Below are 26337 nucleotides of genomic sequence, written 5' to 3'. Positions count from 1 at the left end.
GCGGGTCATGGACGACCTGGCGGATCGAAGGAGACACGGATGTCACGACGAGAGGCATGGGCGGTGACGTCGGTCGCGGTCGCTGAGGCGGCTGCGTCCGCGGGCCACCAGGGCGGGGGAGCCATGTCGCAGGAGGCGTCGACGCAGCTCGCGTCCACGCAGCTCGTCGGGATGTCGCTGTCGAGCAGTGCCGGACCGCACGACCGTGCGGACGGAGAGGGCCCCACGGACCGCCGCACGCCGGCGGGCTCGGAGGCCCGGACGGACAACGCGGGGGACGACCCCGGGACTCAGGTGGCTCAGGTGCGGGCGAAGCTCGATGACGGCGCGGACGCGCTCGTCGTCGGTGCCGTGGACGACGCGGTGCTGACGGAGGTGCTCGCGATGGTGCGCGCCCTCGACGCGCCCGTCGACGCGCCTGTCGTCCCGTCCGTCCTCCCGTGCGCCCTCGCGACCGTCCGCACACCGCCGGGCGGCCGGGCATGATGCCGATCCGGGTGCTGGTGGTGGACGACTCCGTCGTGGTGCGACGCATCGTCAGCGACGTGCTGTCCGCCGACCCGCGCATCGACGTGGTCGGCTGGGCGCCCAACGGTCGCCTGGCGCAGGCCAAGGTCGAGCAGCTGCGACCGGACCTGGTGACGATGGACGTCGAGATGCCGGAGATGGACGGCATCGGCGCTGTCCGGGCCCTGCGCGCCGCCGGCCACCACATGCCGGTCATCATGTTCTCCACGCTCACGGAGCGAGGCGCCGCGGCCACGCTGGACGCGCTCGCCGCGGGCGCCACGGACTACGTGACGAAGCCGACCGGCATGGGCAGCGTCCGCGAAGGGCTGGCACAGGTCGCCAAGGACCTGGTGCCGCGCATCCTCGCCCTCGTGCCCCGCGAGGTCGTCGCGGGCGTCCCGTCCGACCCGCCGGCGCCGCGTGCGAAGCGTCCCGCGCTCGTGGTCCGCCACGACGCGACCAGGCACGGCGTCAAGCTCGTGCTGGTCGGTGCCTCGACCGGCGGGCCCGACGCGCTGTCCCGGATGCTCAGCGCGCTGACCGCCCCTCCGCCGGTGCCGGTGCTGGTCGTCCAGCACATGCCGCCCGTGTTCACGCGGCAGCTCGCCGCCCGGCTGGACCGTCTCGGTCCGGCGCGGGTGCACGAGGCCGTCGCCGACGAGGAGCTGCTGCCCGGGCACGTGTACGTCGCCCCCGGCGACCACCACCTGGTGGTGGACACCCACACCGGGGTCCTGCGGGTCGGCCTGTCCGACGAGGCCCCGATCAACTTCTGCCGACCCTCGGTGGACGCCCTGTTCCGCTCGGCGGTCCGCGCGGTCCGCGGCGAGCTCCTGGCCGTGGTCCTCACGGGCATGGGCGCCGACGGCCGGACCGGGTGCGAGGACGTGGTGCAGGCAGGGGGCACGGTCATGGTGCAGGACGAGGCGACCAGCGTCGTCTGGGGGATGCCCGGGGCTGTCGCGATCGCCGGTCTCGCCCACCAGGTGCTGCCGATGGCGGAGATCCCCGGCGCGGTGGAGTCCGTGCTCGAGCACGCCGGGTCCACGGGCACGGCCGGGAGGGGTGCGTCCCGATGAGCCTGTCACCCGACGTGTTCACCTACGTCGCCGAGCTCGTGCAGCGCCGCGCCGGCATCCAGCTCGACGCCGGCAAGGAGTACCTCGTCGAGGGTCGGCTGCAGCCGCTCGCGAAGGTCGCCGGCCACCAGCGCGTCGACTCCTACGTCCGCGCCCTGCGCGTGTCCGAGACGCCGTCGTTCGTCCAGGCCGTCGTCGAGGCGCTCACCACGAACGAGACGTCGTTCTTCCGCGACGGCAGCCCGTTCCGGCTGCTCAGCGACCACATCGTGCCCGCGCTGAAGGGCCCGGACGGGTCGCTGCCGCGGCTGCGGGTGTGGTCGGCGGCGTGCTCGACGGGCCAGGAGCCCTACTCGATCGCCATGACCCTGGCGGACTGCCTCGGGCCGGAGACAGCCGTGGAGATCGTCGCCAGCGACCTCAACGCAGCGGTCCTGGAGCGGGCCGGCGCGGGCGAGTACTCGCGGATCGAGGCGAACCGCGGCCTGCCGTCGGCGATGCTCGTGCGGCACTTCGAGTCCGACGGCAGCCACTGGCGGGTCCGTGAGCCGCTGCGCCGCCAGATCACGTTCCTGCGCCACAACCTCCTGGACCCGCCGGCGTTCGGCGGCCAGTTCGACGTGGTGTTCCTGCGCAACGTCCTCATCTACTTCGACCTCCCGGTCAAGCGCCAGGTGCTGGGCCACGTGCTCGGTGCCATGCGTCCCGGCGGGTTCCTCGTGCTGGGCGCGGCCGAGACCACGATCGGTCTCGACGACGTCTGGCAACGGGTCCCGGTCGACCGTGGAGCTCTGTACCGCGCCGCCCCCCGAACGCCGACCTGGGCGCTCCCCACGAGCCCGACCGCCGCGTCGTCGCCCGTGGCCGTCCCGGCCGCCCGCGGCCCCCTCACCGGGGTCGTACCGCGGACGGCGCCGCCCGGCGTCGTCCCGCACGCCCGTCCCGCCTATCCACCGACCGGGGCGCCCACAGCCCCGGCCGTCCGCACCGCCACCGCCCCTGTCAGAGGAGAGACCCGATGAGAGCACTCGTGGTCGACGACTCGCGCACGATGCGCCGGATCGTCGCCGGGATCCTGGAACGGCAGGGCTTCGAGGTCCTGCAAGCCGAGCACGGAGAGGAGGCCCTCACCGTGCTGGCGGACGACGACCAGTTCGAGCTCCTGTGCATCGACTGGAACATGCCGGTCATGGACGGGCTCGAGCTCGTCGCCGCGGTCCGCAAGCAGCGGCAGTGGCGCAACATCACGATGATGATGGTCACGACCGAGGCCGAGCAGTCCCAGATCGTGCGAGCCCTCGCGGCAGGCGCGCACGAGTACCTGATCAAGCCGTTCACCGCCGAGGAGCTCCGAGCCAAGCTCGAGCTGCTCGGACTCGTTCCAGTGAAGGAGCTCGCATGAGTGCAGAGGTCGAGGTCGACCAGGTCCTGGTCATCGCACGAGACATCTTCTCGTCGATGATCGATGGTGAAGCCGGGTTCCTGGAGGCGTGGGTGGGCGAGCCCCCCGTGCTCGTGGACCCCGTCGTGGCATGGGTGGACCTGCGTGGTCCGTGGTCCGGTCGGGCCGCGCTGCGCACCGAGACGCCCACCGCGCACGACCTGTCGCGGGCGCTGCTCGGCCTCCCGGCCGACGAGGAGGTGTCCCACGCGGACCTCGCCGACGCCGTCGGTGAGCTCGCGAACGTGGTCGGTGGCAACGTCAAGGCGCTCCTCCCGGAGGGTGGCAAGCTCGGCCTTCCCGAGGTCGCCGCCGACCTGCCGCTGACCGCCGACGCCGTGCTCATGCACGGGGTGGCGCTCGCCTGGCGCGGACGCCCGCTCGTCGTCGAGATCTGGGCGTTCCCGACGCTCGACCAGCCGTGACCCGCATGTCGGCCGTCGCCGGTGCGACGGCCTGCCCCGATGGAAGGAGCACCGCATGATTCGCGTCCTCGTGACCGATGACAGCCGCGTGATGCGCCAGATCGTGATCCGCACGTTGCGCCAGGCCGGGTACGACTGGGACGTCCGTGAGGCGTCCGACGGTGCCGAGGCGCTCGCAGCGGTCCGCGCCGACGAGCCCGACGTGGTGCTGTCCGACTGGAACATGCCCAACATGAACGGCATCGAGCTGCTCAACGCGCTCCGTGCGGAGGGTTTCGAGACCCCGTTCGGGTTCGTCACGTCGGAGAGCTCGCCGGAGATGCGCTCGACCGCCGAGGCGGCCGGGGCACTCTTCCTCGTCTCGAAGCCCTTCACCCCGGAGTCCTTCCGGGAGGTCATCGAGCCGGTGCTCGCATGAGCGCCGACACCCCGCTGGCCGCGGCGAAGGACGTCAAGGACCTGCTCAACAGCCTCGTCGGCCGTGAGGTCGAGGTGTACGCGACGGGCAAGATGCAGGAGCCGACCGCCGGCGACGGCGACCTCGTCGGCGTCTACGTCGACAACCACATGGCGCTGAGCGGGCTCGTGCTGCTCGACGTGCCGCTCGCGGCGTACCTCGGGGCGGCCCTGGGACTCGTGCCGGTGAAGCTGGCCCAGCAGGCGGCGCACCACGGCGGTCTGCCGGCCAACCTGCTGGAGAACGCCAGCGAGGTGCTCAACGTCATGTCGGCGTTCTTCAACGCCGAGGGTGCGCCGCACGTCCGGCTCGACACCGTGTACGAGCCCGGGCACCCGCTGCCCGCGGACGTCGCGAGGTGGGTCAGCGCGTTCGTGCCGCGGACCGACCTCGACGTGGACGTCGCGGGCTACGGCCGGGGCGGGTTCTCGCTGCTCGTGGTCTGAGGGCGGCCTGGTCGGGCGGCCCTCAGCCCACGAACAGGTGGACGGTTCAGTCCGACGGGCCCGTGCCGGCGGCGGCCGTGGCGCCGTGCCGCCGTGCCCAGTCCCAGCCGAACATGCCGGTCACGAGGCCGGCGACGCACACCCAGGTGAGCATCCACGAGACCGCCCCGACGAGGGCGAGCAGCGTCGACACGCCCAGGGCCACGAGCCACACCGCGCTGCCGACGAGCATGACCCGGCCCAGGTCCACCGGCACGGGGGCGGGTGGGGTCCGCAGGGCGAGGGAGCGCAGGGCCACCCTGGGAGGCTACGCCACGCACCCGGACGGCTCCCGGCGACCAGGGCGGTCAGTACGCACCCTGACCGGCGAGCACGGCACGCGCCGTCCGCATCAGGATCACGAGGTCGCCGAAGAGCGTCCAGTTCTCCACGTAGTAGACGTCCTTGCGGATGGACTCGTCGGGGCTGAGCTCGGACCGCCCGGACACCTGCCAGAGCCCGGTGAGGCCGGGCTTGACGAGCAGCCGGCGGTGCGCGGCGCGGTCGTACAGCGCGACCTCGCTGGCGACCTGCGGTCGTGGGCCGACGAGGCTCATGGACCCGCCCAGCACGTTGAGCAGCTGGGGCAGCTCGTCCAGCGAGTAGCGGCGCAGGAACCGTCCGACGCGGGTGACCCGCGGGTCGTCCCGCCGCTTGTAGAACAGCCCGGGCCGGCCGTCCGCCATGACCTCGTCCACGTGCAGCTCGGCGTCCGCGACCATGGTGCGGAACTTGAGCATCCGGAACGTCGTGCCCGCCCGGCCGATGCGGGTCTGCGTGTAGAGCACGGAGCCGGTGCTCGAGGCGGCGACCGCGGCGGCGACGACGAGCAGCACGGGTGCCAGCAGCAGGGTGAGGACGAGCGCTCCGCACCAGTCGGCGACGGACTTCACGACGTACCGGGGGCCGACGAACCGCGGCGGGTCCACCTGCATGAGGGGGAGGCCCGCGACCGGCGTCACGTGGATCCGCGGACCCGCGATGTCGGTGAGCGCGCCCGCCACGAGCAGGTCGGTGTCCGACTGCTCCAGGTCCCACCCGAGCTGGCGGACCACGGCCGCGGTGAGCTCGTCCGACCCGGTCACGGCGACCGCCTGGGCGCCGACGGCGGTCGCGCTCCGGGCGGCGCTCGCGAGGTTGCCCACCACGGGGACACCGAGCAGCTGCTCGCCCCGGTCTCGCGTCCCGCCCGGCACGCAGACACCGACCACCCCGAGGCTGCGTGACGTGTCCGCGGCGACCTCGCGGATCAGGCTCTCGGCGTGCTCGCGCTGGCCGACCACGAGCACGGGCGTGCGGCACTCGCCACGACCGCGCCGTGCCCGCAGCCACCGTCGTGACACGGCTCGCTCCAGGAGCAGCAGCGTGAGGCCCAGCGGGAACGCGATCGCGAGGAACGCCCGGCCGACGTCCATCTTGGCGAGGTACGCGACGATCGCCACGACCGCGAACAGCCGCCACGTGGCGGTGAACACCGCGGTGTACTCGCCGGAGCCGAGCGTCAGGACGCGGCGGTCCCACACGTGGGCGGCCGCGAGCGAGACGAACCAGACCACCACCAGCGCCATGGACACCGCGAGGTAGGTCGGCGAGTAGGAGCCGGCGACGGCGCGGTCGTCGGCACCGAACCGGACCAGGTAGGCGGCGACCACGGCGACCGTGATCGCGAGGGCGTCGGCCGCGCGCAGCCTCCGCACGTAGCCCGGCAGCCAGGCGCGACCGGCGTCGGCACCCTGTGAAGGCCCTTTGCTGGACGTTCTGCGGACGCTCTCGATCTCGACCACGGGCCCCCCGAACCGTTGTCTGCCTCGGACCGCCGCCGGCGGGCGTCACGCGCTCGGCGGGATCTGTCAGAGCACCGACGATCCCCGATGCCGTCGGGTCGCGCAAGAGCGGACCGTGACTGCAGTCACCGGCGCACTGCCGCGACGACGGCCTCCACGGCGGGAGCCATCTGGGCGAAGCTCCGGCGGTAGGCGGCATCCCCCCGGCCGAACGGGTCGGGGACGTCGTCGTGGGCCGGGAGGGTCGGCACGAGGCCGCGCCGGGAGGCGACGAGGGGCACGAGCGCGCGCAGCCGGTCGGCGGTCGTGGCCCCTGCCCCGGGCAGCTCGGCGGGCTCCACGAGCGAGGAAAGCCGGGCCAGCTCGCGCAGCGTGAACGCGCGTCGGACCGCTGCGGGGTGCAGCTCCACGACGGCGGACCGGTGGTCCCGGGTCAGTGCGACGACGATGTCGGCGCGCTGCACCATCGCCGACGACAGCTGGCGGGCCTGGAACCCGTCCGGGTCCAGCCCGGCGGAGCCGACGAGCGCGGCCATCTCGGGCGTCATCGGCGCCCCGACCATGGCCGCGGTGCCGGCGCTCGCCACCTCGATCGCGGGTGCGAGGGACCCCCGTGGCCGCTTGCCGCGGTACGCGGCGCCGAGCCCGGCGGCGAGCAGGCGCTCGACCGCGGGGGAGCGGCACACGTTGCCCGTGCACACGACGAGCACGCGGAAAGGATCGGGGTTCACGGGGACCATGATGCCGAGAACGTGACGACGGTGGTGTGCCGCTGTGACGGACCCCACCCCGGTGTGCGCCCTCCCGGGGCCCGGTTGGGCCGATCGGGTGGCGGTGCCACCCGTTCAGCCCAGCCGCAGGTCAGTGCGCGTCTCGCCCCGCGGGACGGGCGTCGCCGTACCGCATGTGTCGGGCATGTTGCGGCACGCCGTGGAGGGGGTAGGTGAAGGTGCTGTGTCTCCTACACTTCGCCGCATGGCCTCGACCCCCAGCCCTCGCGGCACCGCGCAGGCCGAACGCACTGCGCCCCCGAAGAACGCTGTCGACCGCTACTTCAAGATCACCGAGCGCGGCTCGACCATCGGCACCGAGGTCCGTGGCGGACTGGTGACCTTCTTCACGATGAGCTACATCATCGTGCTCAACCCGATCATCCTCGGCGGCGTCAAGGACGGCACCGGGAACACCCTCGCCGACTTCGCGACGATCGCCGCCACCACCGCGCTCGTCGCCGGTGTGCTCACGATCCTCATGGGCGTCGTCGCGAACTTCCCGCTCGCGCTCGCCACCGGGCTCGGCCTCAACGCCGTCGTCGCGTTCTCGATCGCCGCCCTGCCGGACATGTCGTGGCAGGACGCCATGGGCATCGTGGTGATGGAAGGACTGATCATCCTCGGCCTGGTGCTCACCGGGTTCCGCCAGGCCGTGTTCAACGCGGTCCCGCTCGAGATCAAGACGGCGATCAGCGTGGGCATCGGCCTGTTCATCGCGTTCATCGGCCTGGTCGACGCCGGGTTCGTGCGCGTCCCGCCCGGTGGCGGCACCCCCGTGGAGCTGGGCATCAACGGCTCGCTGTCCACCTGGCCCGTCCTCGTGTTCGTGCTCGGCCTGCTCGCGATGATCGTGCTCATCGTCAAGAAGGTCCGCGGCGCGATCCTCCTGTCGATCATCGGCACGACGATCCTCGCGATCATCGTCGAGGCGATCGCGTCCGTCGGCTCCAAGGTCGACAACCCGGGCGGCTGGTCCCTGAACGTCCCGGCCGTGCCCGACTCGGTGGTCGCGACCCCGGACTTCGGCCTCCTCGGGCACTTCTCGCTGTTCGGCTCGATCCCGAAGCTCGGCGTCGTCGCCGTCGTCCTGCTGGTGTTCTCGCTGCTCCTCGCGGACTTCTTCGACACCATGGGCACGATGGTCGCCGTCGGCGGCGAGGCCGGCCTGCTCGACGAGAACGGCAACCCGCCGCAGGTCCAGCGCATCCTCGTGGTCGACTCGATCGCCGCCGCTGCGGGCGGTGCCGCGGGCATCTCGTCGAACACCAGCTACATCGAGTCCGCGTCCGGCGTCGGCGACGGTGCCCGCACCGGGTTCGCGTCCGTCGTCACGGGCATCGCGTTCCTGCTCGCGACGTTCCTCGCCCCGCTCGTCGAGATCATCCCGTCGGAGGCGGCCGCCCCGGCGCTCGTCGTGGTCGGCTACCTCATGGTCACGCAGGTGCTCGGCATCGACTGGAAGGACCCGGAGGTCGCCATCCCGGCGTTCCTCGCGATCGTCCTGATGCCGTTCACGTACTCGATCACGGCCGGCATCGGCGCGGGCGTCATCACGTACGTGGTGATCAAGGCGTTCACCGGCAAGATCCGCGAGGTCCACGTGCTGATGTGGGTCGTCGCGGCGCTCTTCGCGCTCTACTTCGTGCGCGGACCGATCCAGGCCCTCATCGGCTGACGTCCGCCGCGCCCGCCGGCGCCGGGTCCTCCTGCCGGGGGACCCGGCCCGCCGCACGGTGGGCCCACCAGCGCAGTCCGGCGAGGCCGAGCGCGGCCCCCAGCGTGTTCATCACCACGTCCTGGACGGTCGGCACCCGGGTGGGAAGGAAGGCGAGCTGCGCGAGCTCGATGGCCGTCGAGGTGGCGCAGCCGAGCAGCACGACCACCCACGACCGCCGGACGAGCAGGCCGACGAGCACCCCGAACGGCACGAACATCAGCACGTTGCTCACGGCCTCGACGCCCGCGTAGGTGACCGGCAGACCACGGTCGGACAGCCACGAGAGGACCGTCCGGACCACATCGAGCGTGTCGCCGTAGGCGTCCGTCGGCCACAGGGTGACGCGCGCCACGAGCAGCAGGTACACCGCCAGCGCACCGACCGTTTTTCGCCTCTTCGGCGGTCCCACGACCATGCGGCACACCGTACGTTAGGGGCGCTGGGTCATTCGTCCGGCATTCGACCACTCTGGGGGGAACGTGCGCATCTCGGTCATCGGCTGCGGGTATCTCGGTGCCGTGCACGCTGCGTGCATGGCGCAGCTGGGCCACGAGGTCGTCGGGATCGACGTCGACGCCCGCAAGGTCGAGCTCCTCGAGGCGGGCGAGGCGCCGTTCTACGAGCCGGGGCTGCCCGAGCTGCTCACCGAGGCGCGGGCCACGGGCCGGCTCCGCTTCACCACCGACATGGCGCAGGCGGCCACGGCGGACGCCCACTTCCTGTGCGTCGGCACCCCGCAGGTCCACGGCGAGTTCCGCGCGGACCTCTCCTACGTCGAGCAGGCGTTCGCCGCCCTGCGGCCGTACCTCAAGGCCGGCGACGTGGTGGCCGGCAAGTCCACGGTCCCCGTCGGCACGGCCGAGGCGCTCGCAGGTCGGCTCGACGGCACGGACGCCGTCCTGGTGTGGAACCCCGAGTTCCTCCGGGAGGGTTTCGCCGTCAAGGACACGCTGCACCCGGACCGGCTCGTCTACGGCCTGCCCACGGACAGCGACGGCGCACCGACCCCCGAGGGCGTGGCCGCGCGCGAGGTCCTCGACGCCGTGTACGCCGTCCCGCTCGCGGAGGGCACGCCGCTCGTCGTCACGGACTACGCCACGGCGCAGCTGGTCAAGGTCGCCGCGAACTCGTTCCTGGCCACGAAGATCTCCTTCATCAACGCGATGGCCGAGCTGTGCGAGGCGACGGGGGCCGACGTGACCCGCCTCGCCGACGCCATCGGGCACGACGCGCGCATCGGACGCCGGTTCCTCAATGCGGGCCTCGGGTTCGGGGGCGGCTGCCTGCCCAAGGACATCCGTGCGTTCATGGCCCGGGCGGGCGAGCTCGGCGTCAGCGACGCCCTCGGCTTCCTGCGGGAGGTCGACTCGATCAACATGCGCCGCCGGGTGCGGATGGTCGACCTGGCCCGCGAGGTGTGCCACGGCTCGATCGTCGGCCGCCGCGTCGCGGTGCTCGGCGCCGCGTTCAAGCCCGACAGCGACGACGTGCGGGACTCGCCGGCCCTGTCGGTGGCCGCGCAGATGCAGCTCCAGGGGGCGCACGTCACAGTCACGGACCCGCAGGGCATCCGCAACGCGCGTGCCAAGTGGCCGGACCTGCGGTTCGCCGAGACGGCCCTCGAGGCCGCCGTCGACGCCGACGTGGTGCTGCTCGCCACCGAGTGGGACGAGTACCGGGCACTCGAGCCCGACAAGCTCGCCGACGTCGTCGCCCACCGCCGCATCCTCGACGGTCGCAACGTCCTCGACCCGCAGGAGTGGCGCGCCGCCGGCTGGACGTACCGGGCTCTCGGACGGCCGTGACCCGAGGCCGGCCCGTCGGTGCCCCGGCGGGCGCGGCGCGCACGGGGTGGGCCCTGGTGGTCGCCGGGATGCTGCTCGCCGGCGTCTGTGTGGCGCTGCTCGTCCGGCAGGCCGGTGGTGACGGTCCCGCGACGATCCAGATGCCGCCGGCCACGCGTGCGGCGACGCCGGCCCCCACGTCCCCGCCGGCCGGCGCGGCTCCGAGCGGGGCGCCGGAGACGGCCGAGCCGCCGCCGGCCGCGGCGGCCGATCCCGGCGCGGCCGATCCCGACGCACGCTGGTCGGCGGACGTCGACCCCGCCGGATACGCGCGGGCGCTGGTCGTCGGCACCAACGACGCCCGGGCCGCCGCAGGGCTCCCGGCGCTCAGCTGGTCGGACTGCGCCGCCGACCAGGCCGTCGACCGCGCGCGTGCCCTGGTGGGCCGCGAGCTCGCGCACGCCGACCTCGAGCCGGTGATCGACGGGTGCGCGTCCTCGAAGGCCGCCGAGAACCTCAGCCGCGGCGCCGGCACGGCGCGCGCCGTCGTCGGGCTGTGGCTCGACTCCCCGGGCCACCGGGCGAACCTGCTGGCGCCGGACCTCGACCGGGTCGGTGTCGGCTGCGCCCGCGACGGCGACACCCTCGTCTGCTCCCAGGTGTTCCTCGGTCACGCGTGACCGGCCACCTGGCCTGACTGACCTCCCCGCACCGCCGTGGTTAGCATCGCACTACGCGACAGACGGGGGCCTGACGTGACAGATCCGCGGTGGGGTGAGCGCTGGTCGTCGGTGGAGGTGCCGGCTCGGCCGCCGCGGCACCCGGACGCCGAGGTGCGGCGCAGCCGGGCACGTCGGAGGGCGACCGGCCGACGCGTCCTGCGGTGGTCCGTCGCCGGCGCGGCCGCGGTGGTGGTGCTCGTGGTGGTGTGCGCCGCCTGGGTGGGGCTCGACGCGCTGACCGCGCGCGAGCACCTGCAGGCGTCGGCGGACGACGTGGTGGCCCTGCGCGCGCAGGTCGAGGCGGGCGAGGACGAGCGGGCCGCCTCGACGGTGCGCGACCTGCAGCAGCACGCCGCCGCGGCCCGCGACGCGACCAGCGGGACGCAGTGGGCGGTCGCCGGCGCGTTGCCCTGGATCGGCCCCGACGTGCGCGCCGTGCGGGTGGTCGGCGAGGTGGTGGACGACCTCGCGACGACGGCGCTGCCCGCGCTGGTCGACGCGACCGGCGTGATCGACCCGACGACGCTCGCGCCGGTCGACGGTCGCATGGACCTGCAGCCCATGATCGACGTGGCACCACGGGTGGTCGCCGCCGACGTCGCCGTCACGGCCGCGAAGGGCCGTCTCGCCGGCATCGACTCGGCGCGCCTCCTGCCGCTCGTCGCCGGGCCCGTCGCACAGCTCAGGTCCCAGGTCGCCGACATGGCCACCACGACGGCGACCGCGTCCCGAGCCGTCCGGCTGCTGCCGCCCATGCTCGGCGCCGACGGCCCCCGGCGGTACCTGCTGCTCGTCCAGAACAACGCCGAGCCGCGCTCGACCGGCGGCATCCCCGGAACCGTCCTGTTGCTCACCGCGCAGGACGGGCGCGTCGAGATCGCCGACGAGCGGGCCGGCAGCGCCCTCGGCGGGCTGCCCGAGCCGGCCCTGACGCCCACCGAGGGCGAGGCCGCACTGTTCGGGCCCCATGTCGGCGAGTCGATGCTGGACGTGACGCTGACGCCGGACTTTCCGCGCACCGGGCAGCTCGCCCGGGCGATCTGGCAGCAGAAGGTGGGCGGCGACGTCGACGGAGTCCTGTCCGTCGACCCCGGGGCGCTCGCGAACGTGCTGGCTGCGACGGGGCCCGTGTCGCTCGCCGACGGGCGCACGCTCAGCGCCGACAACGCCGAACAGCTCCTGCTCCACCAGATCTACCTCGACACCGACGACACCGCGGCACAGGACGCGTTCTTCTCGTCCGCGGCCCGCACCGTGCTCGACGCCCTGACGGCAGGCGCCGGGGGCTCGGCCAGGCTGGTCGACGCGCTCGCGGAGGCGGCCCGCGACGGGCGGCTGAACGTGTGGTCCGCCCAGCCCGCGGAGCAGCGCCTGCTCGCCGGCACCGTGCTGGCGGGCGAGCTGGCGGGCCGGCGCGGCGACTCCCCGGTGGTCGGGGTGTACCTGGAGGACGCGAACGCCGACAAGATGGGCTACTTCCTGCGGCCGGCGATCACGCTGGAGCAGACGGACTGCCGCCCGGACGGGTCGCAGGTGATGCAGCTGGGGCTCACGCTGACGTCCACCGCGCCGGCGGACGCCGCCGGGCTGCCCGACTACCTCACCGGCCGGGCGGCCGGCATTGCACCGCCGGGGGAGATCTGGACCAACGTGCTCGTGTACTCGCCGGCCGGGGGGAGCGTCGTGTCGCACGAGGTGAGCTCGGGCAAGCCGGGCCTGTTCTCCCAGCTCCACGACGGGCTGGCCGTGGCGGCGCGGACGGTGAAGCTGGCGCCCGGCGACTCGTTCACGCTGGACGTCGAGATCGCGTCCGGGCCCGGCCAGCCTGGGGTGCCGGTGGTCCGGTCGACGCCCACCGTCCTGGGCGCCGCACCCGTCGTCACGGCGACCCGGTGCGGGGATCCGTCCACATCGTGAACACCCGCCGCTGACCCGCCGACAAGCCCTCCGAGGGCGTCCGCGCAGGGTGTGGTCGCGCGGCCGGCGCGTCGCGTCCTCGGTCGTCCGGTCGCTCCGGCGCCGGGATCGTCGGAGGTGTGCGCATCCGGAGCCTCTCGCTATCGTGGGAAAACTGGCATCGCGCAGCGGGCTCCTCGCTCGTCGCACGCGCACCTGGGGGGGTTGCCATGAGGGGACGTCTGATCGCGACCGCTGCCACCGCAGCGGCCCTGGCCCTGGCCCCGGCGGCCGGGGTGTCGGCGGCCTACCCGCCCACGGTGATCACCTGCACGCTCAACATCGTGATCACGCAGCAGGGCATCATCTTCACGATCACGTGCGAGGGGTTCCTGCCGGGGGCGACCGGCCTGCTCACCATCGCGTCGCGCAACCCGGCCACGCCCGACGGTGCGATCCAGATCAGCGGCCGGGTGTCGTCGCAGATCAGGGCAGACGCCCAGGGGACCGCGACCGCGAACGTCACGCTCACCGCGCCCGGCGTGTACGACGTGTCGGTCACGGAGGGCGGCGTGACGACGACCCAGACGGTCGTCGTGCCCGTCACAGGCACCGGTGCCGCGGCGGGCGGACTGTCCTCGAGGACGTCCGCGGCCGCCGGGACGGCAGCGGGCGGTCTCTCCGCCACCGGCGGCGACGTGCTGCCGCTCGCGACAGGCGCGGCCGCGGTGCTCCTCGTCGGGACCGGAGCGGTGGTCGTCGCGCGGCAACGCCGCCGTGCCACCTGAGCGACCGGGCCTGGACGACCGAGCTCCGGGCAACCGCACCGGGCGAGGTGGGGCGTCACGCCTCCCTGTGGTGCGGCTCGGCCGGCCGGCCCATCTTCTCTCCCGGCCATGCGTGCACGGCGGTGGGGACCCCCTCCCGGGCGTGCCGCGGCGCCGCCGCGGGACCGGCCGCCGGTGCCGCGTCCGGGGACGTCGACGGCCCCGAGGCCTGCGGTCGGTCGGCCGGGTAGTAGTCGTAGTACGGGTACCGGTCGCCCTGCCGCGTGGTCCTGTTCATGACGATGCCGAGCACCCGCGCGCCCACCGACCCGAGCGACCCCAGGGCCTCCGCCAGCTGGTGCCGGGTGACGGTCCCCGACCCGACCGTGACGAGGGCGCCGCCGGCGAGCTTCGCGAGGATCGCCCCGTCGGTGACGGGCAGGAGCGGAGCGGTGTCGACGAGCACCACGTCGTAGCGCCCCGCGAGCTCCTTGAGCACGGTCGACATGGCCTGCGACCCCAGCAGCTCGCTGGGGTTCGGCGGCACCTGCCCGGCAGGGAGCACGTCGAGACAGTCGTTGCCCCACGGCTGCATGACGTCCTCGAGGTCCGCCCGGCCGATGAGCACCGTGGTCAGCCCGACGCTCCCCTCCATGCCGAGGTACGACGCGATGCTCGGCCGCCGCAGGTCGGCGTCGACCAGCGCGACGCGCGTGCCGGCGTCCGCGAGCGTGATCGCGAGGTTGATCGCCGTCGTCGACTTGCCCTCCGCGGGGATCGCGGACACCAGCACCATCGCCCGCGACCGTTCACCCGCGTCGAGGAACTGCAGGTTCGTCCGGAGCCGCCGGAACGCCTCGGCGCGGGGGCTCTGCGGGCTGCCCTGCACCACGAGCGGGCTCTGCTCGGCCGTGCCGTCGAGCGGGATCGAGCCGATCACCGACGAGTCCGTGACCTTGCGCAGGTCCTCCTCGGTGCGGACCTTGGTGTCGAGCAGCTCGCGCGCCACCGCGCCGGCGACGCCGAGGGCCAGGCCCAGCATCAGCCCGACCACCAGGTTGGCCTTCGGGTTGGGGGAGCTCGGCGTGGTCGGCACCCCCGCCTCCGCCACGGTGGAGACGCGGATCGGGTCGGCGCCCTCCGTCGGGGACAGGTCGGCGACGGCCTTCGCCAGCTGCGCTGCCACGGCGTCCGCGATCGCCGCGGCCTGTTCCGGGACGGGGTCGGTGGCGGAGATCGCGATGATCACCGTGTTCTGCGGCACCGTGACGGCCAGGTTCGCCGCCAGCGTCCCGGGGCCGACGTCGAGGCCGAGGTCGTCGATCACCGGGTCGAGCACCGTCGGCATCGTGGCGAGCTGGGCGAACGACCGCACCTGGTTCTGCGAGTACGTGGAGCCCTGGACGAGGTCGCCGACCGTCTCGCCGGACCGCACGGACACGAACGCCTTGGTCGTCGCCGTGTAGAGCGGGGTGGCGGTCACCGTGACGGCCACCGCCAGGACCAGCCCGAGGGCGGTGAGGACGGCGATCGTCGGCCATCTCTTGCGCAGGATCGCGACGTACTGGTGCAGCTCCACCCGGTAGCTCCCGCCTGCCGCGGCCGAACCCGACCGTGCCCCCAAGGTCGGTTCATGCTCTCACGGCCGCTCCGGACCGTCCCGGGAGGGCGACGCCGTCCCCTGTGTCGCCCGGCGGCGCCGGAAGCTAGCCTGACCGGAGGATCGCGCTGGTACAGGGGGAACAGAGCGATGGGGGCCCTGATGTCGGACGTCGAGCGTGCCGTGCCGTCCTGGCGGGCGCACGGACCCGGACCGCGGGCCCGGGGTGCAGGCCGCTAGTGCGGGTCCTGCACGTGGTCGAGTGCTACGAGGCGGGCGTCGGGCGCGCCGTCGACACCCTCGCGCGTGCCACGCCGGAGATCGAGCACCACCTGCTGTTCGCGGGCTCGCAGCGCCCGCGGTCCGGGGACTGGGCCTCCGCGGTCCGGATGGCGGACGGCCTGCGGCGGCGGGTCCGTCAGGTCGCCGACCGGGTCGACGCCGTCGGGCCGGACGTGGTGCACGCCCACTCGTCGTGGGCCGGCGTGTACGTCCGCGCCCGTCGCGTCGGCACGCCGGTCGTGTACCAGCCGCACGGGTTCGGCTTCGTCGCGCCGGCGCTCCGCGCACCGGAGCGTGCCGCGCGGTGGGGGGTCGAGGCCGCGCTCGCCCGGCGCACCGGCGTGGTCGCGGTGGTGAGCGAGTCCGAGGCGGACGCCGCACGGACGCTCGGTGGCCGCGTCCGGGTGGCCCGCCTGCCGAACGCGCCGCTGGTGGACGTGCGCGACGAGTCCGAGCCGCGGACGCCGGCACGGCAGGTCGCCACCATCGGCCGCATCACCGCGCAGAAGCGTCCCGACCTGTTCCGGGAGGTCGCGCGACGCTGCGCGCACCTCGGCGCGCAGTTCGTGTGGATCGGGGACGGCGACCGGCGGGGACGCCAGGACCTCGAGGACGCCGGCGTGCGGGTGACGGGCTGGCTGGACGGCCGGCTGGTGCAGGGCGAGCTGGACCGGACAGCGGTGTACCTGCACACGGCCGACTACGAGGGCTTCCCGGTCAGTGTCCTCGACGCCGCGGCGCGCCGGGTGCCGCTGGCGCTGCGGGACATCCCGGCGTTCGCCTCGAGCGGCCTCCCGGTCGTCCCCGAGGCGCGGCTGGCCGCGCAGGTCGGCACCCTGCTGGACGACGAGGCCGCGGCCCGGTCGACGGTCGACGCCGGCAGGCGGCTCGTCGAGCGGATGAACAGGGGCGCGGTCGCCGGCTGCGCCCGGGCCGTGTACGCGTCGGTCCCGCAGGGCGTGGTGCGCGCCAGGGTCCGGACGAGGTGGGCGTGATGCGCGTCCTGATGCCGGCCCGGATCCTCGACAGGCACGTCGGCGGCAACACCACGTACAGCCGGCACCTCGCCGACGGCCTCACGTCCCGCGGTGTGACCGTGGGTCGCATCCGCGCCGGCCGGTGGGCCGCGGCCACCGCGCTGCTCGAGACGGTCGCCGGCCTCACCCGGCACGACGACGGCACGGTGCTGCACTACACCGCCGACTCCGGTCCTCTGCTCGCCACCCGCAGCCCGTGCGTGGTCACCATCCACGGTGTCGCGAGCCGCTGGGTGCCCGGGGTGCGCTCGCCCACGGCGGAACGCGTCTGGCGCACCAGGGTCGCGGCGGCCGCCCGGCACGCGGACCGCGTCATCACCGTGTCGTCGTCCAGCGCACGGGACGTCGTCGATGTGTTCGGCGTGCCGGAGGACAAGGTGGTCGTCGTCCCGCACGGCATCGACCCTCCCGCGGCCGACCTCGGTGCCGGGGGCGGCGGCGGACCGGCGCGCGGTCCCTACGCGCTCTACGTCGGCAACATCGAGCCCCGCAAGAACGTGGCGAACCTGGTGCGCGCGTTCGACGACCCCCGCCTCCGCCGCGCGGGCGTCCGCCTCGTCGTCGCCGGCCGGCCGGCCTGGGGCTACCAGGAGGCGCTGCGCGAGATCGCGGCGTCCGACCGGGTCGACCACCTGGGGTTCGTCAGCGACGCGGACCGGACAGCGCTCGTGCGCGGCTGCGAGCTGTTCGTGTTCCCCAGCAGGTACGAGGGCTTCGGGTTCCCGGTGCTCGAGGCGATGGCGCTCGGCGCCCCTGTCGTCACCTCACGCAACGGGGCGCTCGCCGAGATCGCCGGTCCGGCGCGGATCCTGGAGTCCCTCGGTCCGGACGGGATCGCCGACGGCGTGCTCGACGCGCTCGCCGACCAGAGCTGGCGGGACCGGGCCGCGACCGACGGGCCCCGGTGGGCCGGGCGGTTCAGCTGGGACGCGAGCGTCGGCCGGCACGTCGACGTGTACCGGGCGGTGCTCGCCGGATGAAGGTCCTCGTCCTGCACGCCTACAGCCGCGAGAACGCGGGTGACGGGCTGCTCGTCGACGCGACCCTGGACCTCGTCCGGGAGGCGTTCGGGGCGGACGTCGAGGTCACCGTCGCGGCGTCGCGGCCGGACTCGTTCCGCGCCGCAGGCATCGCCGCGGTGGGCTCCCGGCCGTCGCTGCGCGGGTACGACCGGGACTACCGCCGGGTGCTCGCCGACCCGGGCGCGTTCGACGTGCTGGTGGGCGTCGGAGGCGGGTACCTGCGCGCCGGCCGGCCGCGCGAGCTGGTCACGGCCGCGCTGGTGCACGGGCCGCAGCTGTGGACCGCGGCCGCCCGTCGCGGCCCGGTCGTCTACCTGCCGCAGAGCGTCGGCCCGCTGCGCTTCGGCACCCGCCGGGCGGTGGTGCGACGGCTGGGCCGGGTCGGCGAGCTCATGGTCCGCGACGACCGCTCGCTCCGGGAGGTCGCCGACGCCCGTCCCGTCCGGTGCCCCGACCTCGCCCTGTCGACGGGCGCGTTCGTCCCGCACCACGACCAGCGGGTCGACCCGGTGCCGGTCGTGTCGGTGCGCGCCGTCCACGGCCGGGTCCCGGCGGCGGTCCGTCGCCTGGCCCGGGACGTGGGGATCCACGACGGCTACGTGCAGAGCCGGGTGGGCGCCAACGACGACACGGCGGCGACGGCGCAGACGGCGCCGCGCCGGGTCCTCGCGGCCGACGAGCTCATGGACGCCGGAGCCGGCCCGCGCCGTGTCGTCGTCGCCATGCGGCTGCACGCCGCCCTGATGGCCCTGCAGGCCGGCCACCTGGTGGTCCACCTCGCCTACGAGCGCAAGGGCTTCGGCGCGTTCCACGACCTCGGGCTGCCCGAGTACGTGCACAACGCGTTCCGCTGCGACCCGCACGAGGTGCGGCGGCAGCTGGGCCGCCTCACGGCCGACGCGGACGCCCGGCGGCGCTACGACGACGCCGTCGCCGCCGGGTCGGACGCGGCACGGCAGGACCGGGCCCGGATCGTCGCGCGCCTGCGGGCCTCGGTCGCCGAGGCGCACGCCCGATGAGCGGGACGGTGCGCTCGCTCCCCGGCCGCGGCGGGGTGGCGCGATGAGGATCGTGCTGGCGAGCCATGCCGTCGAGGGCTCCTACCTGCGCGTGGGCAGCCACCACTACGCGCGGGAGCTGACGCTGCGCGGGCACGAGGTCCTGCACGTGTCCACCGCCTGGTCGCCGCTCCAAGGTGTCGGTGGCCGGGCGGACGCGGAACGTGCGGCGGCGGCCCGGCGCGGCTGGTGGGTCGACGAGCACGGCACCACGCACCTGGTGCCCCGGGCGGCCGTCCCGATGCGGTTGGGCGGCGGGACGGCGGCGACGTGCCGGCGGATCGAGGCCCGCGGCCTGGGACGACCCGACGTGCTCGTGGTGGACCAGCCCCTGTTCGCCCCCGTCGCCCGGCGGCTGGGTGCGCGGGGGCTCGTGTACCGGCCGACGGACGTGCACGTGGGCGGGCTCGCCCGGCGTCGCGAGCGGTGGCTCGTGGAGCACGCGGACGCCGTCGTCGCGACGTCCGGGCCGGTGCTCGAGTCGCTGGACCCCGTCCCGGCCGCCACGCCACGCGTCGTCGTGGAGAACGGGGTCGAGTTCGCCCGCTTCTGCGCGCCCGACGAGGTCGCCCGGCGCGCCGGCATCGTCTACGTGGGTGCGGTCGACGAACGCTTCGACTGGGAGCTCGTGACGACCGTGGCGCGGGCGTTCCCCACGGTCCCCACCACGATCGCCGGCCCGGTCACCCGAGCGCCCGGGCCCGGACTGCCCCCGTCGGTCTCGGTGCTGGACAGGGTGCCGTACGCCGAGGTGCAGCCCGTGCTGGCCCGCGCCCAGGTCGGCCTCATCCCGTTGACCGGGCACGCCCGCAACGCCGGCCGGAGCCCGATGAAGTACTACGAGTACCTGGCCAGCGGCCTGTACGTCGTGGCGTCCCGGACGCCCTCGCTGGCCGAGCGGGCCACCCCCGGGACGTGGCTCTACGGCAGCCCGGAGGAGGCCGTCCACCACGTCGGCGAGGCGCTGGACGCCCCGGGCGCGAACGCCGCGGGCCGCGAGAGCGCCCGCGCGCAGGACTGGTCGGCGAAGGCGGCGCAGCTCCTCGCCGTGCTGGAGGAGGTGGCCGGTGGCCGTGCCTGAGCGGACCCCCGTCCCCGACGGTCGCCGGCCCCGGGCGGTCGAGCTCCGGGTCGAGCTCGCGTGGTGGCTGCACCCCGTCGTCCCCGTCGCGATCTTCGGCGTCGGGCTGGCGACCTGGGTGCTGTCCGCGAGCGACGCGTCGTTCGACTCCTGGGCCGTCCCGCGGGTGTTCGCCGCGGCGCACTACCGGATCACGCTCGTCGGGGCGTTCGCCATGATGCTCGGATCGCTCCTGCCCGCGCTGCGGACCTGGGGCCGCCGGTCGGCGACGCTCCGCCTCACCGCCGGACAGGTCGCGGCCCTCCAGCGCGTCGAGCGTGCGATGTTCGTCCTCGTCGTGCTGGCGTACACGGTGTGGGTCGGCAGCGCCGTCCGGGGCGGGGCGAGCGCCGAGATGGTCCGGGCGGTGCTCGACACCGAACGGGGCGCCGTGTCCTCGCTCAAGGACGTGAGCTCGCCCATCGCGGGCATCACCACGCTCACGCAGCTCGCTCCGGTGATGGTGTGCGTCTCGGTGCTGCTGCGCCGCGCCCGGTGCGTCGCGCACCCGTCGTACCTGTGGGTCGTCGCGGCGCTCACGGTGGCGCGGGCGCTGCTGTACGGGGAGCGGCTGGCGCTCATCGAGATCGCCGTGCCCGCGGTGCTGGTGCTCTGCCTCATCCCGTCCGGCCTGCGTCCGCGGACCCGCGCGGCGGTGCGGGCGCTGCCGCTCCTGGGGCCGCCGCTGCTCTGGGCGGTGTTCGCCGCCTTCGAGTACTCGCGCAGCTGGGCCGCCCGACGGGACGGGTCCTCCGGAGCGTTCGGGCCCTACGTGACCGACCGGCTGCTGGGCTACTACGCGACGTCGGTGAACAACGGTGCCCTGTACTTCGAGGCGGTCCGTGGCCAGAGCCACCTCGCGCTGTACCCGTTCCAGGGGCTGTGGGAGTTCCCCCTGGTGGGACGGGCCGTCGGCGCGGTCCTGGGCACGCCCGTGATCGGCGACCTCGGCGTCGGGACGTGGTGGCAGGCGGTCCTGGTCCAGTACTCGAACCCGGAGTTCGTCAACACCGGCACGTTCCTGGTGCTCGCCGCGGACCTGGGGATCGGCGGCATGGTCCTGTACGCCGGGCTCGTCGGTGCGCTGTGGGGCGCCGTCTACGCGGCCGTGTCCCGGGGCAGCCTGGGCGCGCTCGTGGCGTACAGCTGCGGGTTCGTGGGTCTGCTCGAGTCGGCGCGGATCCTGTACTTCGCCCAGGGGCGCTTCCTCGTCACGGGGGCAGGCGTGCTCTGGCTCGCGCACGCGGTGGCGCGGGCCCGCGAGGGCACGACGGGCCCCGACGACCTGCCGGCCGCCTGCCAGGCCCCGGCGGACGCCGCCGGGGAGCCGGTGCCGGGATGAGGCTCGCCATGATGACGCCGAGCTTCTCCGACAACTCGCTCGGGCGGACCTACTGCCTGTGGCTCCTGGCGCACTCGCTGGGATGGCAGACCACCGTCCTGTCCTCCGAGGGCTCGGCGGTCTGGGGTCCGCTGCGGGGGACGCCGTTCGCCGCGCGCTGCGCCGTCGGTGCCGACCCGGAGGCCGTCCGGGCGCTCGTGCACCGGTCGGACCTGGTCGTCGCCGTGAAGCCGCTGCCCACGTCGTTCGGTGTCGCGATCGACCTGTGCCGCACGCTCGACCGACCCCTGCTGCTCGACATCGACGACGCGCACCTGGAGCACGCGCTCTCCTGGCGGCGCCCCGCCCGGCGCATCGGCCGGGCGGTGCTGCGGCCCCGCCGGGCGGCCGAGCTCGTCCGGCTCCGCCGCGCGGCCGCCGGGGTGCCCACCACGGCCGGGAACCCGGTGCTCGCCCGGCGGTGGGGCGGTGACGTGGTTCCCCACGTCCGGCCGGACACCGGCCCCGGCGCGCCGCACCGGCCGAGCGCGCCGGTCGTCGCGTTCGTCGGCACCGACCAGCCCCACAAGGGTGTCGACCTGCTGCGGAGCGCCGTCGAACGCAGCCAGCAGCACGGCTACCGGCTCGTGGTGACCGACCGGCCGCCCGCCGACGCCCGGCCCTGGGAGGAGTGGATCGGCCCCACCTCGCTCGAGGACGGGCTCGAGGTCGCCCGCACCAGCGACGTGGTCGCCGCGCCCAGCCGGGACACCCCGTTCTCGCGCGGCCAGGTGCCCGTCAAGCTGGTGGACGGGATGATGCTCGGCCGTGCCGTCGTCGCGTCCGACCTGCCCGGGGCGCGCTGGGCGACCGACGGCACCGGGATCCTCGTCCGGCCCGGCTCGGTCGACGCGCTCGTCGACGCGCTGGCCGCGCTCGTCGACCCGGCGGCCCGGGGTGCGCTCGGCGTGCGGGCCCGTGACCGGGCGGTCGCGCTCTTCGGCGTGGCCGCGGTCGCACCGACGTTCGAGCGGGCGTGCCTGCGGGCGGCCGCAGGGGTCGGCCACAGGGGGCCGCGGTGACCCTCGCGATCACGTTCGTGCTGCCCGGCTTCCGGTCGACCGTCTCGGGCGGGTACCGGGTGGTGCTCGAGTACGCCGACCGGCTCGCGCGCAGACGGCACGACGTCCGCGTCGTCATGCCGTCGCCAGGGCTGCAGTTCCGCGGGGCGCGTCGCGTGGTCGACCCGCGTGCCGTCCGTGAGCGTCTGGTGCGGCGGCGGCACGGGACCGGCATCCCGTGGATCGACCTGCACGACGGGGTGCGGGTGCTGGTGCCGCACCGCGCCGATCCGGACGACCTGCCGACGGCGGACGTCACCGTGGCCACGGCGTGGCACACCGCCCCCTACGTCGCGCGCCGGCCGGCCCGGGCCGGTGCGGGCGCCTACCTGATCCAGCACCACGAGACGTGGGACGGGGACGCGCGCGAGGTCGACCGGACCTGGCGGCTGCCGCTCTCGAAGGTCGTCATCTCCCGCTGGCTCGTGGAGCTGGCCGGAGAGCTCGACCCGACGTCGGAGGTGGCGTACGTCCCGAACGGGATCGACCTCGACACGTTCCGGGTCCGGGTCCCCATCGAGGGCCGGGACCCGCACCGGGTCGGGATGCTGGTGCACCCCGCGCGGTGGAAGGCGACCGACGTCGGCCTGGCCGCGCTCGAGGAGGCCCGGCGGTCGGTCCCCGGGCTGAGCGCCTGCCTCTACGGCCGGTGGCCGCGGCCCGCGGGCCTGCCCGGGTGGGTCGAGTACCGGGAGCGGCTCGGCGGGGACGCCCTCGTCGACTACTTCAACGAGCTCGCCGTCTACCTGCACCCGAGCCTCGCCGAGGGGTGGCCGCTGCCCCCGGCGGAGGCCATGGCCTGCGGCGTGGCGGTCGTCGCCGCGGACAACCCGGGCGTGCTCGACTACGCGGTGCCCGGCCGGACGGCGCGCGTGGTCCCGCGGGGGGACAGCAGCGCGATGGCCTCGGCGGCGGTCGCCCTCGCCACCGACGTGGACGCCCGGGTGGCGCTGGCGCGGCGCGGCCAGGCGGCGATCGCCGCCTACACGTGGGACCGCGCGGTCGACGCCCTCGAGGAGCACCTGCTCGCGCTCGCGGCCGGAGGGACCGGTGTGTGACGCCCCGGCCCCCGCGCTCCGGGTGTTCGCGCCCGGTGCCTACACGTGGGGCAACAAGGGCGACGCCCTCCTGGTCCAGGCGCACATCGAGTGGCTGCGATCCACGATGGGTGCGTCCACGGTCGCGCTCACGTCATACACGCCTCTCGTCGACGCCGAGCAGCTCGACGTTCCCGTGCTCCCGATGCTGCTGGACCCGACCTCGACGCTCGCGCGGGGGAGCGCACGGGTCGCCGGGAGATCGCCGGTGCTCCGGCGGGGTCTGACGGCGTACCGGCTCGCGTCCACCCGGGTCGTGGAGGTGGCGGTCCGCTGGTGGGCCCGGCTGTACCTGCGACGACCGGCGCTCGCCTGCCGGCTGGTGCCCGCGAAGGTGCGGTCGCTGGCGGAGGCCGTCACGTCGGCCGACCTGACCGTCACGGTGCCCGGCGGCTACCTCATGGCGCCCCGCGAGGCGGACGACACGTGGCTGTTCCACCTGCCGACCCTCGTCCTCGCCGACGCCCTCGGCAGTCCCGTCGTGCTCGGGCCGTGCTCGGTGGGGCCTTTCGCCGGGCGCCACCTGGGGGCGGCCCGTCGCTTCCTGCGGCTGCCCCGGCTCGTGCTCGTCAGGGAGGCGCGCAGTGCGGCCACGCTGCGCGAGCTCGGTGTGGAGCCGGCCCGGATCCGGGCGATGCCCGACCTCGGCTTCGCCTCCGCGCCCGGCCCGCTCTCCGAGCTCGGCGCGGCCGAGCTGGGTCGCGTCGAGGCGCTCGGCCGGGACGGCACCGGCCTGGTGGGCGTCTCGGTGCGCCAGCACACCTTCCCCGGCTCGGCGGCGCCCGCCCGTGACATGGAGACCTATCTCGCCGCGGTCCTCGGCGCGGTGGCGGACCTGCACGCCCACGAGGGCGCGGCGGTCGTCGTCGTCCCGCAGACCACGATGGACGGCCCGGTCAGCCTCCGGCTCGCGCGTGACCTCGCCCGCGCCGGGGTGCCCCACCTCGTCGTCGACCCGGGGGTCTCGCCCGCCGACCTGAGCAGGATCTACGCCCGTCTCGACCTCCTGGTGGGCACCCGGATGCACGCCAACATCCTGGCGATCTGCGCGGGCACGCCCGTCGTGGCGATCGCGTACCAGCCGAAGACGGCGGGGATCCTCGAGGAGCTCGGGCTCGCGGACTGGTGGCTCCCCATCGAGGAGCTGGCGGACGGGCGGCTGCTGCGGCAGGTGCGCACCGCCTGGGCGGAGCGGCGGGCCCGGGGCCACGTCGCGACCCGGCGGGCGGCCGACGCGGCCCGCCGGGTCCGTGCCGCGGGCGCCGAGGTCGCCGCTCTCGCCCGGAGCGCGCCGTGACGCCCGGCGTCGCGCGGACGTCGTCGCTCGGCCGGAACATCGCGTCGACGTACGCCACGCAGATCGTCACGGCCCTGGGACAGCTCGTCCTGTTCCCGGTCGTCGCCGGGGCCGTCGGCACGGACGCGTACGGGCTCTACCTGCTGGCGACGTCGATCGTCATCCTGGCGGCCCAGGACCTCGGCATGGCGGGAGCCACCTCGCGCTACGTCGCCGAGGCGGTCGCCCGCCGGGACGTCGCGGCGCTGCGCTCGGTGGTGGCGACGAGCTCGGCGTTCTTCGCCGTGCTGGCCGTGGCCGGTGCGGGGGTCGTCGCCCTCGCCTACGTGGTGCTGCGCCCCGTGGTGGACATCCCGCCGGACCTGGCCACCACCGCCCGCGGGCTGGCCGTGCTGGCGGCGCTGCAGGTCGTCGCGGCGAGCGCGACCACCCTCAACCGCTTCGTCCTCACGGGCGGGGGGCGCCTCGACCTCGCGAACGGCACGGCCGTGGTCGCCATGGTGCTGCGGGTGGTGGTGACCCTCGTCGTGCTGCGGTTCACCGACGACATCCTCGTGGTCGCCTGCGCCGACACCGTGCTCATGGCGGTCACGGTCGCCGTCCTGTGGCTCGTCCGGCGCGCGGCCGTACCGGAGGCGCGGGCCCGGCTGCGGGAGGCGAGCGTCGCCCGGCTGCGGTCGATGTCGAGGCTCACGCTCGACCTCCTCGTCGTCGGGCTGGCGGGGCTGGTCATCATGCAGTCGGGGACGTTGCTCGTCTCGGCGCTGCTGCCCATCGCGGCGGTGACGGTGTTCGGGGCAGGGTTCCGGATCTACCGGCTGTGCAAGGACGTCACGAACGCGCTCGGGACGGCCGTCCTCCCGCACGCCACGGCGGCCTACGTGCAGGGCGACGGCGACGGCGTGCGGCGGCTGTACGTGTCGGCCTCCCGGCGGGCGAACGTGCTGGCGATCTGCATCGCCGGCCCGCTCGTCTGCTACGCCCAGGCGTTCCTCGCGTGGTGGCTGGGTCCCGGCTGGGACGAGTCCGCGACGGTCGCCGTGATCCTGATCGTGTCCCTGCTCGCGAACAACAACCATCTGGTCGCGCTGCCGGTCCTGGCGGCCCAGGGCGACGTCCGGTCGTACGCACGGCTGCACGTGCTGTGGGCGCTGTCGAGCGTCGGCCTCGGGCTGGTGCTCACGCCGCGGCTCGGCGTGGTCGGCACGGCCGTCGCGATCGCGGCTCCGGTGGTGCTGCTGGAGCCCGTGTACACGGGGATCGCGCTCCGGCGGCTCGGCCTGCGCTGGGGGGTGCTCGCTCGCGAGAACCTGGTCCGTTCGTTCGGGACCGGCGTCCCGGCGATCGCGCTCGGCGCCGCCGTGGCCCACGCCTGGGCGCCGACGGGCATCGTGGGCATCGCGCTCGGGTCGGTGGTGTGGGTGGTGCTCTACGCCGGGCTCTACTGGTGGCTGGGCGCGACCCCCGGTGACCGGGAGCTGCTGACGCGGGCGGCCCGGCGGTCGGCACGTCCCCGGAGCGCCACGCGCTGACCTTACTTAC

Annotated in this window: 26 protein-coding genes; 21 read left to right on the top strand and 5 right to left on the bottom strand. The window is 74.7% G+C overall.

Features of this window, described 5'->3' with window-relative positions; all coding sequences use genetic code 11:
• Window positions 1-39: 39 nt before the first annotated feature.
• Genes ACVW07_RS07895 through ACVW07_RS07865 form a run of 7 tightly spaced genes read left to right on the top strand, consistent with a single transcriptional unit; the run spans window position 40 to window position 4358 of the window.
• A complete protein-coding gene (locus ACVW07_RS07895) occupies window positions 40-486 on the top strand; it encodes a hypothetical protein (protein WP_456818697.1) in 447 nt (148 codons plus the stop codon).
• Window positions 483-1589: a chemotaxis-specific protein-glutamate methyltransferase CheB gene (gene cheB, locus ACVW07_RS07890; protein ID WP_456818696.1), complete on the top strand. Its 1107-nt coding sequence runs from the start codon at window positions 483-485 to the stop codon at window positions 1587-1589. The genes ACVW07_RS07895 and cheB overlap by 4 nt, the downstream gene beginning before the upstream one ends.
• Window positions 1586-2611 carry a CheR family methyltransferase gene (locus ACVW07_RS07885; RefSeq protein WP_456818695.1) on the top strand — a complete coding sequence of 342 codons (1026 nt, stop codon included), beginning with the start codon at window positions 1586-1588 and terminating at the stop codon, window positions 2609-2611. Before cheB ends, ACVW07_RS07885 begins: the two co-directional genes overlap by 4 nt.
• Complete coding sequence (locus tag ACVW07_RS07880) at window positions 2608-2991, top strand: response regulator (RefSeq protein ID WP_456818694.1); 384 nt, start codon at window positions 2608-2610, stop codon at window positions 2989-2991. Before ACVW07_RS07885 ends, ACVW07_RS07880 begins: the two co-directional genes overlap by 4 nt.
• Complete coding sequence (locus tag ACVW07_RS07875; RefSeq protein WP_456818693.1) at window positions 2988-3455, top strand: chemotaxis protein CheX; 468 nt, start codon at window positions 2988-2990, stop codon at window positions 3453-3455. Before ACVW07_RS07880 ends, ACVW07_RS07875 begins: the two co-directional genes overlap by 4 nt.
• A gap of 55 nt (window positions 3456-3510) precedes the next feature.
• Entirely contained in the window at window positions 3511-3873 is a 363-nt protein-coding gene (locus ACVW07_RS07870; protein ID WP_456818692.1) for a response regulator, read from the top strand.
• Window positions 3870-4358 (top strand): hypothetical protein, encoded by a 489-nt coding sequence (locus tag ACVW07_RS07865; protein ID WP_456818691.1) that lies wholly within the window; start codon window positions 3870-3872, stop codon window positions 4356-4358. Before ACVW07_RS07870 ends, ACVW07_RS07865 begins: the two co-directional genes overlap by 4 nt.
• A 46-nt stretch (window positions 4359-4404) precedes the next feature.
• Here the strand turns inward: ACVW07_RS07865 and ACVW07_RS07860 are convergent, their stop codons facing one another.
• From ACVW07_RS07860 to ACVW07_RS07850, 3 genes are all read right to left on the bottom strand, one after another.
• On the bottom strand, window positions 4405-4656 hold the full coding sequence (locus ACVW07_RS07860; RefSeq protein WP_456818690.1) for a DUF2530 domain-containing protein: 252 nt from the start codon (window positions 4654-4656) through the stop codon (window positions 4405-4407).
• Between the two features lie 49 nt (window positions 4657-4705).
• Window positions 4706-6181: a sugar transferase gene (locus ACVW07_RS07855; protein ID WP_456818689.1), complete on the bottom strand. Its 1476-nt coding sequence runs from the start codon at window positions 6179-6181 to the stop codon at window positions 4706-4708.
• Between the two features lie 125 nt (window positions 6182-6306).
• Window positions 6307-6912, bottom strand: a complete 606-nt coding sequence (locus ACVW07_RS07850) for an arsenate reductase/protein-tyrosine-phosphatase family protein (protein WP_456818688.1) — start codon at window positions 6910-6912, stop codon at window positions 6307-6309.
• 244 nt (window positions 6913-7156) lie between these two features.
• Between ACVW07_RS07850 and ACVW07_RS07845 the strand changes: the two genes are divergently transcribed.
• Entirely contained in the window at window positions 7157-8629 is a 1473-nt protein-coding gene (locus ACVW07_RS07845; RefSeq protein WP_456818687.1) for an NCS2 family permease, read from the top strand.
• Here the strand turns inward: ACVW07_RS07845 and ACVW07_RS07840 are convergent.
• Entirely contained in the window at window positions 8619-9086 is a 468-nt protein-coding gene (locus ACVW07_RS07840) for a VanZ family protein (RefSeq protein ID WP_456818686.1), read from the bottom strand. The genes ACVW07_RS07845 and ACVW07_RS07840 overlap by 11 nt on opposite strands.
• A gap of 64 nt (window positions 9087-9150) precedes the next feature.
• On the opposite strand from ACVW07_RS07840, the gene ACVW07_RS07835 reads away from it, so the two are divergent.
• From ACVW07_RS07835 to ACVW07_RS07820, 4 genes are all read left to right on the top strand, one after another.
• A complete protein-coding gene (locus tag ACVW07_RS07835) occupies window positions 9151-10476 on the top strand; it encodes a UDP-glucose dehydrogenase family protein (RefSeq protein ID WP_456818685.1) in 1326 nt (441 codons plus the stop codon).
• Entirely contained in the window at window positions 10473-11135 is a 663-nt protein-coding gene (locus tag ACVW07_RS07830; RefSeq protein WP_456818684.1) for a CAP domain-containing protein, read from the top strand. The genes ACVW07_RS07835 and ACVW07_RS07830 overlap by 4 nt, the downstream gene beginning before the upstream one ends.
• A gap of 75 nt (window positions 11136-11210) precedes the next feature.
• The gene (locus ACVW07_RS07825) at window positions 11211-13094 is read left to right on the top strand and encodes a DUF4012 domain-containing protein (RefSeq protein ID WP_456818683.1); all 1884 of its coding nucleotides are present in this window, start codon (window positions 11211-11213) and stop codon (window positions 13092-13094) included.
• Window positions 13095-13303: 209 nt separating this feature from the next.
• Window positions 13304-13861 (top strand): hypothetical protein, encoded by a 558-nt coding sequence (locus ACVW07_RS07820; RefSeq protein ID WP_456818682.1) that lies wholly within the window; start codon window positions 13304-13306, stop codon window positions 13859-13861.
• A 55-nt stretch (window positions 13862-13916) separates the two neighbouring features.
• Here the strand turns inward: ACVW07_RS07820 and ACVW07_RS07815 are convergent, their stop codons facing one another.
• Complete coding sequence (locus tag ACVW07_RS07815) at window positions 13917-15419, bottom strand: polysaccharide biosynthesis tyrosine autokinase (RefSeq protein ID WP_456818681.1); 1503 nt, start codon at window positions 15417-15419, stop codon at window positions 13917-13919.
• A gap of 260 nt (window positions 15420-15679) precedes the next feature.
• Here ACVW07_RS07815 and ACVW07_RS07810 point away from each other — a divergent pair, with 260 nt between their 5' ends.
• From ACVW07_RS07810 to ACVW07_RS07770, 9 genes are read left to right on the top strand one after another with little or no spacing between them, the layout of a single operon-like run.
• Window positions 15680-16717, top strand: coding sequence for a glycosyltransferase (locus ACVW07_RS07810; RefSeq protein ID WP_456818680.1), 1038 nt, complete (start codon window positions 15680-15682; stop codon window positions 16715-16717).
• Entirely contained in the window at window positions 16717-17739 is a 1023-nt protein-coding gene (locus ACVW07_RS07805; RefSeq protein ID WP_456818679.1) for a glycosyltransferase family 4 protein, read from the top strand. The genes ACVW07_RS07810 and ACVW07_RS07805 overlap by 1 nt, the downstream gene beginning before the upstream one ends.
• Complete coding sequence (locus ACVW07_RS07800; protein WP_456818678.1) at window positions 17736-18800, top strand: polysaccharide pyruvyl transferase family protein; 1065 nt, start codon at window positions 17736-17738, stop codon at window positions 18798-18800. The genes ACVW07_RS07805 and ACVW07_RS07800 overlap by 4 nt, the downstream gene beginning before the upstream one ends.
• Before the next feature lie 43 nt (window positions 18801-18843).
• Window positions 18844-19920 carry a glycosyltransferase gene (locus tag ACVW07_RS07795; RefSeq protein ID WP_456818677.1) on the top strand — a complete coding sequence of 359 codons (1077 nt, stop codon included), beginning with the start codon at window positions 18844-18846 and terminating at the stop codon, window positions 19918-19920.
• On the top strand, window positions 19907-21301 hold the full coding sequence (locus ACVW07_RS07790) for a hypothetical protein (RefSeq protein WP_456818676.1): 1395 nt from the start codon (window positions 19907-19909) through the stop codon (window positions 21299-21301). Before ACVW07_RS07795 ends, ACVW07_RS07790 begins: the two co-directional genes overlap by 14 nt.
• Window positions 21298-22362, top strand: coding sequence for a glycosyltransferase family 4 protein (locus tag ACVW07_RS07785; RefSeq protein ID WP_456818675.1), 1065 nt, complete (start codon window positions 21298-21300; stop codon window positions 22360-22362). Before ACVW07_RS07790 ends, ACVW07_RS07785 begins: the two co-directional genes overlap by 4 nt.
• Window positions 22359-23459, top strand: a complete 1101-nt coding sequence (locus tag ACVW07_RS07780; RefSeq protein ID WP_456818674.1) for a glycosyltransferase family 4 protein — start codon at window positions 22359-22361, stop codon at window positions 23457-23459. Before ACVW07_RS07785 ends, ACVW07_RS07780 begins: the two co-directional genes overlap by 4 nt.
• On the top strand, window positions 23452-24795 hold the full coding sequence (locus ACVW07_RS07775; protein ID WP_456818673.1) for a polysaccharide pyruvyl transferase family protein: 1344 nt from the start codon (window positions 23452-23454) through the stop codon (window positions 24793-24795). Before ACVW07_RS07780 ends, ACVW07_RS07775 begins: the two co-directional genes overlap by 8 nt.
• A complete protein-coding gene (locus ACVW07_RS07770) occupies window positions 24792-26327 on the top strand; it encodes an oligosaccharide flippase family protein (RefSeq protein ID WP_456818672.1) in 1536 nt (511 codons plus the stop codon). The genes ACVW07_RS07775 and ACVW07_RS07770 overlap by 4 nt, the downstream gene beginning before the upstream one ends.
• The last annotated feature ends 10 nt before the right edge of the window (window positions 26328-26337 follow it).

The organism is Cellulomonas sp. URHB0016, assembly GCF_054057935.1.
This window is presented reverse-complemented; position numbering and strand designations above follow the sequence as displayed.

Excerpts from the sequence above, each read along its gene's own strand:
- ACVW07_RS07895 (WP_456818697.1), top strand. The coding sequence starts at position 40 with ATGTCACGACGAGAGGCATGGGCGGTGACGTCGGTCGCGGTCGCTGAG.
- cheB (WP_456818696.1), top strand. The coding sequence starts at position 483 with ATGATGCCGATCCGGGTGCTGGTGGTGGACGACTCCGTCGTGGTGCGA.
- ACVW07_RS07885 (WP_456818695.1), top strand. The coding sequence starts at position 1,586 with ATGAGCCTGTCACCCGACGTGTTCACCTACGTCGCCGAGCTCGTGCAG.
- ACVW07_RS07880 (WP_456818694.1), top strand. The coding sequence starts at position 2,608 with ATGAGAGCACTCGTGGTCGACGACTCGCGCACGATGCGCCGGATCGTC.
- ACVW07_RS07875 (WP_456818693.1), top strand. The coding sequence starts at position 2,988 with ATGAGTGCAGAGGTCGAGGTCGACCAGGTCCTGGTCATCGCACGAGAC.
- ACVW07_RS07870 (WP_456818692.1), top strand. The coding sequence starts at position 3,511 with ATGATTCGCGTCCTCGTGACCGATGACAGCCGCGTGATGCGCCAGATC.
- ACVW07_RS07865 (WP_456818691.1), top strand. The coding sequence starts at position 3,870 with ATGAGCGCCGACACCCCGCTGGCCGCGGCGAAGGACGTCAAGGACCTG.
- ACVW07_RS07845 (WP_456818687.1), top strand. The coding sequence starts at position 7,157 with ATGGCCTCGACCCCCAGCCCTCGCGGCACCGCGCAGGCCGAACGCACT.
- ACVW07_RS07840 (WP_456818686.1), bottom strand. The coding sequence starts at position 9,086 with ATGGTCGTGGGACCGCCGAAGAGGCGAAAAACGGTCGGTGCGCTGGCG.
- ACVW07_RS07820 (WP_456818682.1), top strand. The coding sequence starts at position 13,304 with ATGAGGGGACGTCTGATCGCGACCGCTGCCACCGCAGCGGCCCTGGCC.
- ACVW07_RS07805 (WP_456818679.1), top strand. The coding sequence starts at position 16,717 with ATGCGCGTCCTGATGCCGGCCCGGATCCTCGACAGGCACGTCGGCGGC.
- ACVW07_RS07800 (WP_456818678.1), top strand. The coding sequence starts at position 17,736 with ATGAAGGTCCTCGTCCTGCACGCCTACAGCCGCGAGAACGCGGGTGAC.
- ACVW07_RS07795 (WP_456818677.1), top strand. The coding sequence starts at position 18,844 with ATGAGGATCGTGCTGGCGAGCCATGCCGTCGAGGGCTCCTACCTGCGC.
- ACVW07_RS07785 (WP_456818675.1), top strand. The coding sequence starts at position 21,298 with ATGAGGCTCGCCATGATGACGCCGAGCTTCTCCGACAACTCGCTCGGG.